This is a genomic window from Brevundimonas aurantiaca (assembly GCF_904830995.1).
GTDB classification, from domain to species: domain Bacteria; phylum Pseudomonadota; class Alphaproteobacteria; order Caulobacterales; family Caulobacteraceae; genus Brevundimonas; species Brevundimonas aurantiaca.
Window position 1 is genome coordinate 412,206 of the sequence record NZ_CAJGVD010000001.1, and the last position, 16,787, is coordinate 428,992.

Annotated in this window: 18 protein-coding genes; 15 read left to right on the forward strand and 3 right to left on the reverse strand. The window is 67.0% G+C overall.

The annotated features are described in order from the left end of the window. Nucleotides 1-20 precede the first annotated feature (20 nt). Entirely contained in the window at nucleotides 21-1,274 is a 1,254-nt protein-coding gene (gene tyrS / locus JMT67_RS02135; RefSeq protein ID WP_054765614.1) for a tyrosine--tRNA ligase, read from the reverse strand. A 199-nt stretch (nucleotides 1,275-1,473) separates the two neighbouring features. Here tyrS and JMT67_RS02140 point away from each other — a divergent pair, with 199 nt between their 5' ends. From JMT67_RS02140 to JMT67_RS16165, 7 genes are all read left to right on the forward strand, one after another. Further along, the gene (locus JMT67_RS02140) at nucleotides 1,474-1,980 is read left to right on the forward strand and encodes a DOMON-like domain-containing protein (RefSeq protein ID WP_201462564.1); all 507 of its coding nucleotides are present in this window, start codon (nucleotides 1,474-1,476) and stop codon (nucleotides 1,978-1,980) included. Continuing rightward, nucleotides 1,977-3,179, forward strand: a complete 1,203-nt coding sequence (locus tag JMT67_RS02145) for an exo-beta-N-acetylmuramidase NamZ family protein (RefSeq protein ID WP_201462565.1) — start codon at nucleotides 1,977-1,979, stop codon at nucleotides 3,177-3,179. The genes JMT67_RS02140 and JMT67_RS02145 overlap by 4 nt, the downstream gene beginning before the upstream one ends. 40 nt (nucleotides 3,180-3,219) lie before the next feature. Further along, entirely contained in the window at nucleotides 3,220-3,558 is a 339-nt protein-coding gene (locus JMT67_RS02150) for a hypothetical protein (protein ID WP_152950177.1), read from the forward strand. 121 nt (nucleotides 3,559-3,679) lie between these two features. Beyond that, on the forward strand, nucleotides 3,680-4,243 hold the full coding sequence (ahpC, locus tag JMT67_RS02155; protein WP_152950179.1) for an alkyl hydroperoxide reductase subunit C: 564 nt from the start codon (nucleotides 3,680-3,682) through the stop codon (nucleotides 4,241-4,243). Between the two features lie 142 nt (nucleotides 4,244-4,385). Beyond that, the gene (gene ahpF, locus JMT67_RS02160) at nucleotides 4,386-5,972 is read left to right on the forward strand and encodes an alkyl hydroperoxide reductase subunit F (protein WP_054765618.1); all 1,587 of its coding nucleotides are present in this window, start codon (nucleotides 4,386-4,388) and stop codon (nucleotides 5,970-5,972) included. Between the two features lie 68 nt (nucleotides 5,973-6,040). Then, on the forward strand, nucleotides 6,041-6,592 hold the full coding sequence (locus JMT67_RS16160) for an EamA family transporter (RefSeq protein ID WP_233455761.1): 552 nt from the start codon (nucleotides 6,041-6,043) through the stop codon (nucleotides 6,590-6,592). Between the two features lie 7 nt (nucleotides 6,593-6,599). Next, entirely contained in the window at nucleotides 6,600-7,001 is a 402-nt protein-coding gene (locus JMT67_RS16165) for a DMT family transporter (RefSeq protein ID WP_233455762.1), read from the forward strand. A 10-nt stretch (nucleotides 7,002-7,011) separates the two neighbouring features. On the opposite strand, the gene JMT67_RS02170 is transcribed toward JMT67_RS16165, so the two are convergent. Continuing rightward, a complete protein-coding gene (locus JMT67_RS02170; RefSeq protein WP_201462566.1) occupies nucleotides 7,012-8,328 on the reverse strand; it encodes an NAD(P)/FAD-dependent oxidoreductase in 1,317 nt (438 codons plus the stop codon). Between the two features lie 186 nt (nucleotides 8,329-8,514). Between JMT67_RS02170 and JMT67_RS02175 the strand changes: the two genes are divergently transcribed. Continuing rightward, the gene (locus JMT67_RS02175) at nucleotides 8,515-9,492 is read left to right on the forward strand and encodes a TerC family protein (protein WP_233455763.1); all 978 of its coding nucleotides are present in this window, start codon (nucleotides 8,515-8,517) and stop codon (nucleotides 9,490-9,492) included. 21 nt (nucleotides 9,493-9,513) lie between these two features. Here the strand turns inward: JMT67_RS02175 and JMT67_RS02180 are convergent, their stop codons facing one another. Further along, nucleotides 9,514-10,164 (reverse strand): alpha/beta hydrolase, encoded by a 651-nt coding sequence (locus tag JMT67_RS02180; RefSeq protein ID WP_054765621.1) that lies wholly within the window; start codon nucleotides 10,162-10,164, stop codon nucleotides 9,514-9,516. A gap of 158 nt (nucleotides 10,165-10,322) precedes the next feature. Here JMT67_RS02180 and JMT67_RS02185 point away from each other — a divergent pair, with 158 nt between their 5' ends. Genes JMT67_RS02185 through JMT67_RS02215 form a run of 7 tightly spaced genes read left to right on the forward strand, consistent with a single transcriptional unit; the run spans nucleotide 10,323 to nucleotide 16,784 of the window. After that, a complete protein-coding gene (locus tag JMT67_RS02185; protein ID WP_054765622.1) occupies nucleotides 10,323-10,805 on the forward strand; it encodes an Rrf2 family transcriptional regulator in 483 nt (160 codons plus the stop codon). After that, nucleotides 10,802-11,941, forward strand: coding sequence for a cysteine desulfurase family protein (locus JMT67_RS02190; RefSeq protein WP_183215642.1), 1,140 nt, complete (start codon nucleotides 10,802-10,804; stop codon nucleotides 11,939-11,941). The genes JMT67_RS02185 and JMT67_RS02190 overlap by 4 nt, the downstream gene beginning before the upstream one ends. Then, entirely contained in the window at nucleotides 11,941-13,407 is a 1,467-nt protein-coding gene (gene sufB / locus JMT67_RS02195) for a Fe-S cluster assembly protein SufB (RefSeq protein WP_201462568.1), read from the forward strand. The genes JMT67_RS02190 and sufB overlap by 1 nt, the downstream gene beginning before the upstream one ends. Nucleotides 13,408-13,466: 59 nt before the next feature. Continuing rightward, nucleotides 13,467-13,784 (forward strand): hypothetical protein, encoded by a 318-nt coding sequence (locus JMT67_RS02200; protein ID WP_201462569.1) that lies wholly within the window; start codon nucleotides 13,467-13,469, stop codon nucleotides 13,782-13,784. A 2-nt stretch (nucleotides 13,785-13,786) separates the two neighbouring features. Continuing rightward, nucleotides 13,787-14,548, forward strand: a complete 762-nt coding sequence (gene sufC, locus JMT67_RS02205; RefSeq protein ID WP_183216093.1) for a Fe-S cluster assembly ATPase SufC — start codon at nucleotides 13,787-13,789, stop codon at nucleotides 14,546-14,548. Next, nucleotides 14,545-15,567 (forward strand): Fe-S cluster assembly protein SufD, encoded by a 1,023-nt coding sequence (sufD, locus tag JMT67_RS02210; RefSeq protein WP_201462570.1) that lies wholly within the window; start codon nucleotides 14,545-14,547, stop codon nucleotides 15,565-15,567. The genes sufC and sufD overlap by 4 nt, the downstream gene beginning before the upstream one ends. Further along, nucleotides 15,546-16,784 carry an aminotransferase class V-fold PLP-dependent enzyme gene (locus tag JMT67_RS02215; RefSeq protein WP_201462571.1) on the forward strand — a complete coding sequence of 413 codons (1,239 nt, stop codon included), beginning with the start codon at nucleotides 15,546-15,548 and terminating at the stop codon, nucleotides 16,782-16,784. Before sufD ends, JMT67_RS02215 begins: the two co-directional genes overlap by 22 nt. Nucleotides 16,785-16,787: the final 3 nt, after the last annotated feature.

Below are 16,787 nucleotides of genomic sequence, written 5' to 3' on the forward strand. Positions count from 1 at the left end.
AAGCCCGAGGGTGACGGAGATTAAACGGGCCTCACCAGCACGATCTTCTTCTTGCCGGCCGCCAGCTTGATCACGCCGTCCTTCAGATCGGCCTCGGTCAGCAGCTGGGCGCCGTCGGAGACGGCGACGTCGTTGAGGCGCAAGCCCCCGCCCTGGGCCAGGCGGCGCGCCTCGCCGTTGGAGGCGGTCAGGCCGGCCTTGGTCACGACGGCGGCGATCATGGCGCCGTAGATCTCGGCGGCCGGAAGTTCGACGGTCGGCAGGTCGGCGGAAAGCTGGCCCTTCTCGAAGGCGCTTTCGGCGGCGGCGCGGGCGGTGGCGGCGGCTTCGGCCCCGTGCAGCAGGGTGGTGGCGGCGTCGGCGAGGGCCTTCTTGGCCTCGTTGATGGCCGCGCCCTCCAGGGCTTCGTATTCGGCGATCTGCTCCAGGCTGAGGTCCGTGAACAGGCGCATGAAGCGGCCGACGTCGGCGTCCTCGGCGTTACGCCAGAACTGCCAGTAGTCGTAGGGGCTCAGCTGTTCGGCGTTCAGCCAGACGGCGCCCTGGGCGGTCTTGCCCATCTTGCCGCCCGAGGCCGTGGTCAGAAGCGGGGTGGTCAGGCCGAAGGCGGCCTTCTGGTCCACCCGGCGCACCAGATCCACGCCCGAGGTGATGTTGCCCCACTGGTCCGACCCGCCCATCTGCAGCGTGACCTTCAGGCTGCGGTTCAGCTCCAGGAAGTCCACCGACTGCATCAGCATGTAGTTGAACTCGAGGAAGGTCATCGGCTGCTCGCGCTCGAGCCGCAGCTTGACCGAGTCGAAGCTCAGCATCCGGTTGACGGTGAAATGGGTCCCGAAGTCGCGCAGGAACTGGATGTAGCCGTAGGTCGACAGCCAGTCGTCGTTATTGACCATGACCGCATCGGTCGGGCCGTCGCCGAAGGTCAGGAATTTGGCGAAGACCGTCTTGATGGAGTCGATGTTCGACTGGATGGTCTCTTGGGTCAGCTGGGGGCGCGACGCATCCTTGCCGGTCGGGTCGCCGACCTTGGTGGTGCCGCCGCCCATCAGGACGATGGGCTTGCCGCCCGCCTGCTGGAGCCGGCGCAGCATCATGATCTGGATCAGGCTGCCCACGTGCAGGGACGGAGCGGTGGCGTCGAAGCCGATGTAGCCGGCAACCACGCCCGAGGCGGCCGCCTCGTCCAGCTCGGTCGGATGGGTGATCTGATGGACGTAGCCGCGCGCCTGAAGGGTGCGGAGGAAGTCGGATTTGAAGGCTTGGTCGGTCATGGCGGAGGCTCCGTTAGCAGGGATGCCGGCGGTCGTCTTCCATTTCCGAAGAGCGCGTCGCCAGCGAAGGCGGCGCGAGTTCGCGGGCCGCTCGCTTACAGCGGGCGGTAATACAGGCCGGCGATGGGGCGGGCGGCGAACATGGGTTCTGGATAAGGCGCAGCGTTGACCGGCGTCAAGCCTGCGCTACGAAGACGGGATGCGTCTGCCCTTGATCCCGCACCCGACCTGTTCCCCCGCCGGGCTGACGCTGGAGGTCGAGGCGCGACGGGCGGGGCGGGTGTTGAGCCTGGAGTATCTGTTGGCCGGGCCGGTCGAGAGGGTGCGCTGGCCGCAGGCGACGGCGCGGGTGCGGACGGACGAGCTGTGGCGGACGACCTGTTTCGAGGCCTTCGTGCGGACGGAGGGCGGCTATGTCGAATATAATCTGTCGCCGTCGGGGGCCTGGGCGGCCTATCGGTTCGACGGCTATCGCGAGGGGATGCGGGGGCTGGAGATCGCGGCGCCCTTCATCGTCACGCGCATGGCCCAGGGGCGGTTCGTTCTGACGGTCGATGTGGAGCTGCCCGAGGATGCGACGGGGCCGGTCGGGCTGACGGCAGTGGTCGAGGGTCTGGACGGGGCGATCGCCTATTGGGCCCTGGCGCATCCTTCGGATAAGCCGGACTTTCATCATCCCGACTCGTTCGCGCTGGAACTGCCATGAATTTCGGTCTCGACCGCCTGCTGTCCGACGACGCCCTGAGGGCGCAGCTGAAGGGGCGGCGCGTGGCCCTGCTGGCGCATCCGGCCTCGGTGACGAAGGATCTGGGGCATGCGGTGGACGCCCTGGCCGCCTGTCCCGAGATCAACATTACCGCCGCTTTCGGGCCGCAGCACGGGATGAAGGGCGATCTGCAGGACAATATGATGGAGAGCCCGGATTATCGCGATCCGGTGCACGGCTTCCCGGTCTTCAGCCTGTACGGCGAGGTGCGGCGGCCCAAGGACGAGTGGATGGAGACGTTCGACGTCGTCCTGATCGACCTGCAGGACCTGGGCTGCCGCATCTACACCTATGTGACGACGCTTCTATATGTGCTGGAGGCGGCGGCGAAACACGGCAAGTCGGTCTGGGTGCTGGACCGGCCCAATCCGGCGGGGCGGCCGGTCGAGGGGATGACGCTGAAGCCCGGCTGGGAGAGTTTCGTCGGGGCCGGGCCGATGCCGATGCGGCACGGCATGACGATGGGCGAACTGGGCCTGTGGTTCATCGACCGGTTCAGGCTGGATGTGGACTACCGCGTCGTGGAGATGCAGGGCTGGGCCCCCGAGGCGGGGCCGGGCTTCGGCTGGCCACTGGGCGAGCGGGCCTGGGTCAATCCCAGCCCCAATGCGCCGAACCTGAGCATGGCCCGCTGCTACGCCGGGACGGTGATGCTGGAGGGGGCGACCCTGTCGGAAGGCCGGGGCACGACCCGGCCGCTGGAGCTGTTCGGGGCGCCGGACATCGATGCGCGGGCGGTGATCGCCGAGATGCAGGCTCTGGCGCCGGTATGGCTGGGCGGTTGCGTGCTGCGCGACATGTGGTTCGAGCCGACCTTCCACAAGCACGTCGGGAAACTGTGCAGCGGGGTGCAGATCCATGTCGATCACCCCGGCTACGACCACGCCGCCTTCAAGCCGTGGCGGGTGCAGGCCCTGGGGTTCAAGGCGATCCGGCGGCTGTATCCCGACTACGATCTGTGGCGGGATTTTCCTTATGAATATGCGTTCGGGAAACTGCCCATCGACGTGATCAACGGCGGGCCCGGCTTGCGGGAATGGGTGGACGACGCGGCGGCGGGGCCTGGGGATCTGGAGGCGGCGACGCGGCCGGATGAGGCGGCGTGGGAAGAGGCGCGGGGGGCGTTCCTGCTGTATTAGGTTCAAGGCTGCGGTTTGGACGTTTGGAGGGGGTTAGGCCATGATGGTTTCGTTGATCGCCGCGATGGCGCTCCAGCAGGCGGCGGCGCCGTCGGCGACCTCCTATCCATCGGACATGCAGCGCGCCGAAATCTGCTACGCCCACGTGATGCTGCTGATCATCGAAGCTGCCAAGGACGGCGGTCGCGTGGCCGGCCCCAGCTGGTTTGTTCGCGACTGGTGGATCGAAAAGCTGAACCCAGCACAGCTGAAGGATCAAAGGCTGGCTGCGGTTCAGGCGGCGGTGGAACGACGCCGCTTGGAAGACGCCGAATTCTTCGCCGCTGAGCGCCGCACCTGTATTCAGGACGCAATAGACGGCGGCGCGCTGCCCAGTTGAACCGACACGAGGATGTATAACCAAAATCTATCACGCATCTGCAAATAAGTGATTGGGCTTATCTGCTGCGATGCGGTAGGAAGCGGGCCTCCCCAACCTCCCAACGGAATGGAAGCCCTGCATGGCCCTCATCAACACGACCATCAAACCCTTCACGGCCGAGGCCTATAAGGACGGCAAGTTCCTGACCGTCACCGAGGCCGATGTGGCGGGCAAGTGGGCGATCTTCTTCTTCTATCCGGCCGACTTCACCTTCGTCTGCCCGACCGAGCTGGAAGACCTGGCCGACAACTACGCCGAGTTCCAGAAGCTGGGCGTTGAAATCTATTCGGTGTCGACCGACACCCATTTCTCGCACAAGGCCTGGCACGACTCCTCGCCGGCCATCGGCAAGATCACCTACACCATGCTGGGCGATCCCTCGGGTCAGGTGACCAACAACTTCGACGCCATGCGTCCGGGCGTGGGCCTGGCCGATCGTGCGACCTTCCTGGTCGATCCGGACGGCGTGATCCAGTTCACCGAGACCACCTCGGAAGGCATCGGCCGCAACGCCGCCGAACTGCTGCGCAAGGTCAAGGCCGCGCAATATGTGCGCGCGCATCCGGGTGAAGTCTGCCCGGCCAAGTGGGAAGAAGGCGAAGCCACCCTGGCGCCGTCGCTCGACCTCGTCGGCAAGATCTAAGACTGAACGCCTATCGGGTCCGGCCTTCGGGTCGGACCCAACCGGCCGCCGCCCTGTCTCGTGGGGGCCGGACCCTATCGCGCAAGCCTCGCCGGGATCGGCTCGAAGGCGGCGCGTCACCCTGGAATTCGAGGACTGCCCCATGCTGGACGCCAATCTGAAATCTCAGCTCGAGAGCTACCTCAAGAACATCGTCCATCCGGTCGAACTGATCGCGTCGCTGGGCGCGGGGCCCAAGTCGCAGGAGCTGAAGACCCTGCTGGAGGAGATCGTCTCGGTCTCGCACGGCAAGGTCGAGATGGGCCGCGACTATGACGACGAACGCCAGCCCAGCTTCCTGATCCGCAGGAAGGGCACCGACATCGGGGTGCGGTTCGCGGGGATTCCTCTGGGCCACGAGTTCACCTCGCTGGTGCTGGCCCTGCTGCACGTCGGCGGCCATCCGTCCAAGGCGGCGCAGGAGGTGATCCAGCAGGTCAAGGATCTGGAGGGCGACTATGTGTTCGAGACCTATTTCTCGCTGTCGTGCCAGAACTGCCCCGACGTGGTGCAGGCCCTGAACCTGATGAGCGTGCTGAACCCGCGCATCAAACACGTCGCCATCGAAGGCGGCCTGTTCAAGGACGAGGTGGACGAGCGCAAGATCATGGCCGTGCCGACGGTCTTCCTGAACGGCGAACTGTTCGGCCAGGGCCGGATGGAGCTGGAGCAGATCGTCGCCAAGCTGGATTCGGGCGCCGAGGCGCGGGCCGCCGAGCGGCTGAAGGCCAAGGACCCGTTCGACGTCCTGGTGGTCGGCGGCGGCCCCGCCGGGGCGGCGGCCGCCATCTATACGGCGCGCAAGGGCATCCGCACCGGCATCGTGGCCGAACGGTTCGGCGGCCAGGTGCTGGACACCATGGCGATCGAGAACTTCATCTCGGTGCCCCATACCGAGGGGCCGAAACTGGCCGCCCATCTGGAGCAGCATGTCCGCGAATATGAGGTGGACCTGATGAACCTGCAGAAGGCGGCCAAGCTGATCCCGGCCAAGGTTCCGGGCGGTCTGCACGAGGTGGTGCTGGAGAACGGCGCCAGTCTGAAGTCGCGCACCGTCATCCTGTCGACCGGCGCCCGCTGGCGGCAGATGAATGTGCCGGGCGAGGACCAGTACAAGAACAAGGGTGTGGCCTATTGCCCGCACTGCGACGGGCCGCTGTTCAAGGGCAAGCGGGTGGCGGTGATCGGCGGCGGCAACTCCGGCGTCGAGGCGGCGATCGACCTGGCGGGCATTGTGGCCCATGTGACCCTGATCGAATACGACAGCGAACTGCGGGCCGATGCTGTGCTGCAGCGCAAGCTGGCGACCCTGCCGAACGTGCGGATCGTGACCTCGGCCCTGACGACCGAGGTGCGCGGCGACGGCGAGAAGGTGACGGGCCTGGTCTATAAGGACCGCAACTCCGACGCCCATCACGACGTCGATCTGGAAGGCGTCTTCGTCCAAATCGGCCTGGTGCCGAACACCGAATGGCTGCACGGCGCCGTGGCCCTGACGACGCGCGGCGAGATCGAGGTGGATCATCGGGGCGAGACGTCTCAGCCGGGCGTCTTCGGGGCGGGCGACGTGACGACTGTGCCCTATAAGCAGATCGTGGTGGCGATGGGTGAGGGCTCCAAGGCAGGGCTGGCCGCCTTCGACTATATGATCCGCACCGTCCCGGCCGAAGAGGCGGTCGAGGCGGCCTGACGTCCAGGGCGGTTTTCGCTGGAAGGCGAACCGTGTAAGCGCGGGCCAGGTTTAAGGCGGAGCGCGATATGACGGCGGCATCCTCGGGCCGGCTGTGGGGCGTCGCCTCCGGCCTGGGCGCAGGCGCGATGTGGGGGCTGGTCTTCCTGGCGCCGAAGTTTGCGCCCGAGGCCTCGCCCCTGCTGCTGACCGCCGGGCGGTATCTGGCCTATGGGCTGATCGCCGCCGTCCTGATCGCCCCGCGCTGGCGGCGGCTGGCGCCCTTGATCGAGGCGCGGACATGGCGCGCCCTGGTCTGGCTGAGCCTGGCGGGCAATCTGGTCTATTTCGCCTTTGTCGTGGTCGCAGTGCATCTGGCCGGGGTGGCGGCCTCGGCCCTGATCGTCGGCATGGTGCCGGTGGTGGTGGCCCTGTGGGGGCTGAGGGACCGCAGCGGACCGTCCCTGTCGCGCGCGGCGCCCCCCATCGTCCTGGCCGCCCTGGCGGTGGCCCTGATCGGCTGGCGGGCCCTGGCTCAGGGGGAGGCGGGGGCGGAGGGACCGACGGGGGCTCAGGCCCTGATCGGCTTGGTCTGCGCCCTGCGCCCTGGCGTCCTGGTCGGCCTATGCGGTGGGCAATAGCCGCTGGATGGCGCGGCTGCCCGAGGTCTCGCCCCATGACTGGTCCCTGCTGACCGGCGTCGTGACCGGCGGCCTGGCATTGATCCTGGCGGTCCCGGCGGTTTGGACCGCCCAGGACTGGAGCGGGGGGCAGTGGCTGCATCTGGCGGGGGTCTGCCTGGGCGTGGCCCTGTTGGCCTCCATCATCGGCAACGCCCTGTGGAACCAGGCCAGCCGCCGCCTGCCCCTGTCCATGCTGGGCCAGATGATCGTCTTCGAGACGGTGTTCGCCTTCGTCTACGGCTATGTCTGGGAGGGGCGGGGGCCGGCCCTGGTGGAGATACTGGCCATACTGATGATGATCGTCAGCGTCATCTGGTGCGTGCGCGCCCACGCCCCGCCACGCGGCGCGGAGGAGCCGCCGCACTGATCACGGCGTCTCAGTGCAGCTTGAGCCGACCCGAGACGCGGCGGTGCAGCAGCCGTGACAAGGCCAGGATGACGGTGCGACGGACGCCCAGAATGGCCCGGTGGTGGTCCAGGTGCAGGGCCATATAGGCCCATTTGGCGATCAGCCCCTCGATCAGGAAGTTCGGCCCGCTCAGATTGCCCATCAGCGATCCCACGCCCCGGTCCCCGCCCAGCGACACCAGCGACCCCCGGTCGCGATAGACATAGGGGCCGGGATCGCGAGCCGGGTCCGCCAGGGCCTGGGCCAGATAGGCGGCCTGTTGGGCGGCGGCCTGGGCGCGGGCGGGGACCGGGCGCCCGTCGGGGCCTGGCGCTTCGGCGCAGTCGCCCAGGGCGTAGATGTCGGGCGCGGAGGTCCGCAGCCGGTCGTCTACGACGAACTGATTGAGACGTCCCGTCGTCAGACCGAGGTCGCGGTTGGTCTCGGCGGCCTTGACCCCGGCGGCCCAGACGATCAGGTCGGCGGGAACCGCGCCTCTGGACGTCTCCAGCCGGTCCGCATGGACGGCCTGGACCTTGGCGTCGGTCAGCAGCCTCACCCCCTTGGCCTCCAGGGCCTGGGCCGCCTTGGTCGAAACCCGTTCCGGAAGACCGCCCAGGATACGGGGCGCGGCCTCCACAATGGTGACGTCGATGTCGAACCTCTGGTCCGGCGTCAGACCCGCAGACAGTTCGTCATGGCCTTCGATCAGTTCGGTGGACAGCTCCACCCCCGTGGCGCCGGCCCCGACGATGGCGATGCTCAGCCTGCGATCATCCGAATAGGCCGCAGCCAGGAAGGCGCTGGTCAAACGTTTGTTGAAGGCCTCGGCGTCGGCGACGTCTTCCAGAAGATGGGCGTGTTCGGCGGCGCCCGGCGTGTTGAACAGGTTCGATCCGCTGCCGATCGCCAGGACCAGGGTGTTGAAGGCCAGGGTGCGCGGGGCGACCAGCACGGCGCCGTCCTGATCGCGGATTTCACCCAGGGTCAGGGTCTTGTTCGCCGGATCGAGCCCGGTCAGGTCGCCGAAGGCGAAGCTGAAATGATTGCGGCGCGCCAGGACGGGATAGGACAGCCCCTCCTGATGGCTGTCCAGCGATCCGGCCGCCACCTCATGCAGGCTGGGCTTCCACAGGTGGAAGATGGAGCGGTCGATCAGCAGGACGCGCCGGCGTCCCTCGCGCGGACCGAACCGACGGCCGAGGCGCGCGGCCAGCTCAAGCCCGCCTGCGCCGCCGCCGATGATGACGATGTCATGAACGGGCCGCGGCGCGGCGGCAGGGGAGGAGGAAGCGGTTTGCGTCATGGGGATCTAGCGAGGCGTTATCGGCAGGGTTCCACTGGCCCCTATGTGGACCCGGCGAGACCGTTTGTCGCGCCCGTTGACGCGCATTCGGCTCTATCTTAGCCATAAGAGGCGGCGATCCGGGCCCCTCTGGCGATCCCTCCCGATCGTGATGTCGGCCGCCTCTCGACATTGATGGAGGTAGACGTGGATTTTCTGCTGGCCGAATGGCTGGGCAAGCCCGCATGGATGTGGGTCGGCTTCATTGGAATCGTGGCCCTGCTGCTGGCGCTCGACCTGGGCGTGCTGAACCGCAAGGATCATGAAATCGGGGTTCGCGAGAGCCTGCTGCTGTCCTCGATGTACATTGCGATCGCCCTGGCGTTCGGCGGCTTCGTCTGGTGGGAGCTGGGGTCGGAAAAGGGGCTGGAATATCTGACCGGCTTTGCGATCGAAAAAAGCCTGGCGATGGACAATGTCTTCGTCATCGCCATGATCTTCGGGGCCTTTTCCATACCGCGCATCTACCAGCACCGGGTGCTGTTCTGGGGCATCGTCGGGGTGATCGTCCTGCGGGCCTTGATGATCGCAGGCGGGGCGGCCCTGGTCAGCCGCTATGAGTGGGTGCTGTATCTGTTCGCGGCCTTCCTGGTCTTCACCGGGATCAAGATGTTCGCCGCCCGTCACGAGAATGAGCAGGACATCGCCGACAATCGGCTGCTGGCCTGGCTGCGTCGCCGCCTGCCGGTGACGGAGACCCTGCATGGGCACGCCTTCTTCGTGCGTCAGCCGAACAAGACGGGCCGGACGGCGCTGCACGTCACGCCGCTGTTTCTCGCCCTGGTGATGATCGAACTGGCGGACGTGGTGTTCGCGGTGGATTCGGTGCCGGCCATCTTCGCCATCACCACCGACCCCTATATCGTCTACACCTCGAACATCTTCGCCATTCTGGGCCTGCGGGCGCTGTATTTCGCCCTGGCGGCGGTCATCCACCGCTTCGCCTATCTGAAACAGGCCCTGGCCGTGCTGCTGATCTTCATCGGCGGCAAGGTGATCGCCGCGCCCCTGATGGGACTGGACAAGATCCCGCCCGCCGTCTCGCTGAGCGTGACGGCGGCCATATTGGCGGCGGGCGTCGGCTATTCGCTGTGGCGGACCCGATCAGACGCCAAGCCCGGGTGAACCGAGAGGCCGGCCTGACGATCAGGCCGGCTTTTCTTCCAGCCGCTTGTCCAGATAGGCGCCGACGCGGCGATCCACGGCGGCCATATGATCCTGCCAGAAGTGGCTGGCGCCCTCTTCCAGCTCATAGTCGATGACGATGCCCTTCTGGGTGCGCAGCTTGTTGACCACCCGCTCGACCTCGACGGGCGGGACGATGGTGTCGGCCGTGCCGTGCAGGAACAGACCCGAGGCGGGGCAGGGCGCCAGGAAGCTGAAGTCGTACATGTTCGACGGGGGCGAGACCGAGATGAAGCCGTCGGTCTCGGGCCGACGCATCAGAAGCTGCATGCCGATATAGGCGCCGAACTGATAGCCCGCGACCCAGGTCTGGCTGGCGCCGGGGTTGTTGGCCTGAAGCCAGTCCAGCGCCGTGGCCGCGTCCGCCAGTTCGCCGATGCCGGAATCGAACTCGCCCTGCGACTTGCCGACGCCGCGCGAATTATAGCGCAGGGTGGCGAAGCCGCGCTGCTGGAACAGCTGGTGCAGGGTGACGGCGACCGGATTGTTCATATGACCGCCCGCCTTGGGATGCGGGTGCAGGATCAGGGCGATCGGGGCGTTCGGGCGCTTGCCCGGAGAATAGCGGCCTTCGATGCGGCCGGAGGCGCCGGGCAGGATGACTTCAGGCATAGGGGCTCTGGAATCCGTTCAACTGTCATTTCGCGCGAGCGTAATACTTGACCGCGGAGGTGGGACTTTCTAAGTCCCTCCGCAAGCGCGCCGCCTTTGCGAAGGCGCGGGTTCTAACACAAGAGCCCCGGAAAGCGCGCAATTTTTGAAGGTGCGATATGCGTCTGTCGACCAAGGGACGATACGCCGTCATGGCGATGGCCGATCTGGCGAAGAATGGACGCGGCGCGGGCGGGGAAATCCGGGCGGTTTCCTTAGCCGAGATCGCCGCGCGGCAGGAGATTTCGCTGAGTTACCTCGAACAGTTGTTCGCCAGATTGCGCAAGAGCGGCCTGGTCAAGAGCGTGCGCGGGCCCGGCGGCGGCTATCGCCTGGCCAAGGGGGCGGATGAGACGGTGGTGGCGGAAATCGTGCTGGCCGTGGACGAGCCGATCCGCGCGACCCGGTGTGTGGCGCACGGAACACCCAAGGGTTGCATGCTGGCCGGCGAGCGCTGCATCACCCACAATCTGTGGGAAGATCTGGGCGACGAGATCCATCGCTATCTGGCCGGGGTTTCGCTGGAGGATGTGGTGATGAACCGCACCGGCCGGCGACGCCAGCATGTCGATCCGCCCGTGGCGGTGGAGGCGGCGGCATGAGCGCGGTCTATCTGGACTACAACGCCTCAGGGCTGGTGCGGCCCGAGGTTCTGGAGATCATGACCAAGGCCCTGGCCGACAACGGCAATCCGTCGGCGGTCCACGCCGCCGGCCGGCGGGCGCGGGCGCGGATCGAGACGGCGCGCGCCCAGGTCGCCGAACTGGTCGGCGCCGATCCGACGGCGGTGGTGTTCAACTCGGGCGGCACCGAGGCCAATGCGCAAGCGATCGCCAGCGCCCTGGCGGCCGGGTGCGAACGGCTGATCGTGTCGGCGACCGAACATCCGTGCGTGGCCGAGGCGGCGGCGGCGGCAGGCGCGCCGGTCGAGATTCTGCCGGTCGATGCGAACGGGGTGGTCGATCTGGCCTGGTTGGCCGAGGCCTTGGCGCGGCCCGGTCGGGCGGTGGTCGCCATCCATCATGCGAACAATGAAAGCGGCGTGATCCAGCCGATCGCGGAGGCGGCGGCCCTGGTGCGGGCCGCCGGCGGCTGGCTGCACGTCGACGCCATCCAGTCGGCGGGCAAGATTCCTGTCCATATGCGGGCTCTGGGGGCGGACAGCCTGACCCTGTCGGCGCACAAGCTGGGCGGTCCCCAAGGCGTCGGCGCCCTGGTCTTCAAGGAAGGCGTGTCGGGCGTGCGCATCCTGCACGGGGCGGGGCAGGAGCGGGGCCTGCGCGCCGGGACCGAGAACGGGCCGGGCATCGCCGGATTCGGCGTCGCCGCCGTTTGCGCCGCGCGCGATCTGGAGACTGTCGCGTCGCATGCGGCCTGGCGTGACGCCGCCCAGGCGCGGGTCAAGGCGGCCGGGGCGACCATCATCGGCGAGGGCGCCGATCGCCTGCCCAACACCCTGTTTTTGGCCGTCGAGGGCTGGGACAGCCCGCAACAGTTGATCACCCTGGATCTGGCCGGGATCATGGTGTCCGCCGGTTCGGCCTGTTCCTCGGGCAAGGTCAAGCCGTCCAAGACGATCAGCGCCATGGGACTGAATAGGCTGGCCACGGGGGGCGTGCGCGTCTCCGGCGGCTGGGGCACGACCGAGGGCGACTGGGCGCGGTTCGCCGACGCCTGGGTGGACGCCTGGACCAAACACAAGGCACGCGCCGCCGCGCGCGTGAGAGAGGTCGCCTGATGGCCGCCGTCAAGGAAACCATCGACACCGTCGCCGAACTGGAACGGTACAAGTACGGCTTCACCTCGGATGTGGAGCAGGAGTTCGCGCCCAAGGGTCTGAACGCCGACATCGTGCGCTTCATCTCCGAGAAGAAGGGCGAGCCGGAATGGATGCTGGAATGGCGCTTAGCCGCCTATGAGCGCTGGCTGGCGATGGAGGAGCCGACCTGGGCGGCGGTTCGTTACGAGCCCGTCGATTATCAGGACCTGTTCTACTACGCCGCGCCGAAGAAGAAGGAAGGGCCGAAGTCGCTGGACGAGGTCGATCCCGAGATCCTGGACGTCTACAAGAAGCTGGGCATTCCGCTGAAGGAGCAGGAGGTTCTGGCGGGAGTGCAGGGCGCCCCGCGCGTGGCCGTGGACGCCGTGTTCGACAGCGTGTCCGTGGTCACCACCTTCAAGGAGGAGCTGGCCAAGGCGGGCGTGATCTTCATGCCGATCTCCGAGGCCTTGCGCGAACATCCCGAGCTGGTGCGGCGATATCTGGGATCGGTGGTGCCGGTCTCGGACAACTATTTCGCGGCCCTGAACAGCGCGGTCTTTTCCGACGGGTCGTTCGTCTACATCCCGCCGGGCGTGCGATGCCCGATGGAGCTGTCGACCTATTTCCGCATCAACGCCAGCCAGACCGGCCAGTTCGAACGGACCCTGATTATCGCCGACAAGGGCAGCTACGTTTCGTACCTTGAGGGCTGCACCGCGCCGATGCGCGACGAGAACCAGCTGCATGCGGCCGTGGTCGAGATCGTGGCGCTGGACGACGCCGAGGTGAAATATTCGACGGTCCAGAACTGGTACCCCGGCGATGCGGAAGGGCGGGGCGGCATCTACAACTTTGTCACCAAGCGGGCCGATTGCCGGGGCGACCGGTCGAAGGTGTCGTGGACCCAGGTCGAGACGGGTTCGGCCGTCACCTGGAAATATCCGTCCTGCATCCTGAAGGGCGACGACAGCTCGGGCGAGTTCTATTCCATCGCCATCACCAACGGGCGTCAGCAGGCCGACACCGGCACCAAGATGATCCACCTGGGCAAGAACACCAAGTCGCGGATCATCGCCAAGGCGGTGTCGGCGGGTCGGTCGGACTCAACCTATCGCGGCCTGGTCTCGGTGCATCCGAAGGCGACGGGGGTGAGAAACTTCACCCAGTGCGACTCCTTGCTGATCGGCAAGGACTGCGGCTCGCATACCATCCCCTATATCGAGGCCCGCAACGGCTCGGCCCAGCTGGAGCACGAGGCGACGACGACCCGCCTGTCGGACGACCAGCTGTTCTACGCCCAGCAGCGCGGCCTGTCGCAGGAGGCGGCGGTGGCCCTCCTGGTCAACGGCTTCGTCCGCGACGTGCTGCAGGAGCTGCCGATGGAATTCGCCGTCGAGGCGCAGAAGCTGGTGGCGATCAGTCTGGAAGGCTCGGTCGGATGACGGATCGACGGGCGGGGTTCGCCAACAAGGTCACGAAGGGGGCGCCGTCATCAGGCCTGATGAACGACAAGCGCGCCAACGAGCGCCTGAGGCGTACGGTTGAATGGCGGACGCCGACGTCAACCGAGCAAAAGGCGTTTGAAGCTCACAGGACGCTGAAAACGTACGCGGACTTTCTCGTCGCGGCTGTCGAGACCGATGACGAGAGCTGGATTCTGATGGAGCGCGTCTGGCACGGCTTTCCCGATCCGCCTCGCTGGATATTCATCGCATTCGGGCCGGACGGCCGGACGATATGCGGTGGCGATTTTGACCATATCCCCACGAATTGGACAATGCCCGAAGGCGCGATCCTGCCGTTGGAAGAGACTGTTTGACGATGCTGACTATATCCAACCTCCACGTCTCCGTCGGCGACAAGCCGATCCTCAAGGGGCTGACGCTCGAAGTGCCGGCGGGGGAAGTGCACGCCATCATGGGGCCGAACGGCGCGGGCAAATCGACGCTGGGTTACGCCCTGTCGGGCCGGCCCGGATATGAGGCGACTGAAGGCGCGGTCGAATGGGCGGGCGAGGACCTGCTGGCGCTGGAGCCGGCCGAGCGGGCGGCCAAGGGCGTCTTCCTGTCGTTCCAGTATCCGATCGAGATTCCCGGCGTCCCGGCCCTGACCTTCGTGCGGACGGCGCTGAATGCGCAGAAGCGCGCGCGGGGCGAGGAGGAGGTGGCGGCGCCGGCCTTCCTGAAGCTGGTCCGCGAGGCGTCCCGAAGCCTGAAGATGGACTTCGACATGCTGAAACGTCCTTTGAACGTCGGCTTCTCCGGCGGAGAGAAGAAGCGGATGGAGATCCTGCAGATGGCCCTGCTGGAGCCGTCGCTGCTGATCCTCGACGAGACGGATTCGGGGCTGGACATCGACGCCCTGCGGATCGTGTCCGAAGGGGTCAACGCCCTGCGTTCGCCCGATCGGGCCATGCTGGTCATTACCCACTATCAGCGCCTGCTGGACTATATCAAACCGGACCGGGTCCATGTGCTGGCGGGGGGGCGGATCGTGGCCTCGGGCGGGCCGGAACTGGCCTTGCAGCTGGAGGCGGAGGGGTATGACAAATACCTGCCGCCGGTGCTTGAGGGGGCGGCGTGAGCGCGACCTTCGCCATCGACCTGACCGACGCCTCGACCTTTCCGTCGCGGCGGGATGAGGCGTGGAAATACAGCGATCTGAAGCGGTATCTTCGCGAGGCGCCTGAGCTGTCCGGCACGGCGACGGTGGGCGCGCCGGGGCCCTTCTATGACCTGGGCGGCGAGGCTGTCGTCTTCGCCAACGGGCGGGCCGTGGGCGTGACCGACTTCATCGCCTCGGGCGAGCAGACGCTGCGGCTGCGCTACATCTCCGACGCCGTGGGCACGGGCCATACGGCGAGCGCGCGGGTGGCGGCGCGGGCGGGCGCCAAACTGCTGCTGCTGGAGACGCATGAGGGGGCGGGCTCGGCCTATGTCGCCCACAATACGCTGGAGCTGGATGTGGCGGCCGGGGCCGAGGTGACGCGCGTCGTCCTGGTCGAGGAGCCGGAGGACGCCATTTCCGTGTCCGAGGCCCATGTGAAGGTCGAGGCGGGCGGCGTCTATCGCCAGACCGTCATCGCCACCGGAGCCAGGCTGCAACGGATCGAGACCCGGATTTCCCACTTCGCCCAGGGCGCACAGGTCCAGGCCGACGGTCTTTATCTGCTGAACGGATCGCGCCACGCCGACCTGACCAGCGTGGTGCGGCACTTGGAGCATGACGGCGCGACCAGCCAGCTGATCAAGGGCGTGGCGCGCGACACGGCGCGGGGCGTCTTCCAGGGCAAGATCGTGGTCGAGCGCGGGGCCGACGGCACGGATGCGCGGATGGGGCACCACGCCCTGATCGCCTCCGAACGGGCCGAGATCGACGCCAAGCCGGAACTGATCATCTACGCCGACGACGTGCAGTGCGCCCACGGCAATACGGTGGGGACGCTGGACGAGAGCGCCCTGTTCTACATGGAGCAGCGCGGCATTCCGGCCGAGGAAGCCCGCGCCCTGCTGACCCAGGCCTTCCTGATCGAGGTCATCGACCGGATCGAGCATGAGGGCGCGAGAGAGGTGGCGCGGGAATGGCTGACGGCTCGGTTGTGACTACCTTCGATCCCTATGCCGTCCGGGCGCAGTTCCCGATCCTGTCGCGACAGGTGAACGGCAGGCCGCTGGTCTATCTGGACAATGCGGCCTCGGCCCAGAAGCCGCGCGCGGTGATCGATGCCCTGACAGCGACGATGGAGGGCGGCTACGCCAATGTCCACCGCGGGCTGCACACCCTGTCGAACGAGGCGACCGAGGCCTTCGAGAAGGCGCGCGAGATCGTGGCCCGCTTCCTGAACGCCGAGAGCCCCGAACAGGTCGTCTGGACCAAGGGCGGCACCGAGGCGATCAATCTGGTGGCCAATGGGCTGGGGCTTCAAATCCAGCCGGGTGACGAGATCATCGTCTCGGAGATGGAGCATCACTCCAACATCGTGCCCTGGCATCTGCTGCGCGAACGGCGCGGGGCGGTGATCAGATGGATTCCGGTGCTGGACGACGGCTCTCTGGACATGGCGGCCTACGCCGAACTGCTGGGGCCGAGGACGCGGATGGTCGCGGTCACCCATATGTCGAACGTGCTGGGCACCATCAATCCGGTCGCGGAGATCAGCCGCCTGGCCCATGCGGCGGGCGCTCAGGTGCTGATCGACGGCTGCCAGGGCGCCGTCCATGCGGCGCCGGACGTGCAGGCCATCGGCTGCGACTTCTATGTGCTGACCGGCCACAAACTGTTCGCCCCGACCGGCATCGGCGCCCTGTACGGCAAGGCCGAGGCGCTGGAGGCCCTGCCGCCCTATCAGGGCGGGGGCGAGATGATCGAGACGGTCGAGCAGGACCGCGTAACCTACGCCAAGCCGCCTCATCGGTTCGAGGCGGGGACGCCGCCCATCCTGGAGGCCATCGGCCTGGGCGTGGCGCTGAAATGGCTGACCCAATATGATCGGGCAGCGGTTCAGGCGCATGAGCATGCGCTGTACCAGCATGCGGTTGATCGCCTGCGGGGGCAGAACTGGCTGCGGATCCTGGGGCAGGCGCAAGGCAAGGGCGCGATCCTGACCTTCGCCGTCGAGGGCGCCCACGCCCACGATGTGGCCCAGATCATGGACCGTTACGGGGTGGCGGTGCGGGCCGGACTGCACTGCGCCGAGCCCTTGGCGAAAAGAATGGGGGTGACGTCGAGCTCCCGCGCCTCCTTCGCCCTATATAACACCGTGGAGGATGCCGACGCCTTCGTGGATGCGCTGATCAAGGCGCGGAACTTCTTCGTGTAACGC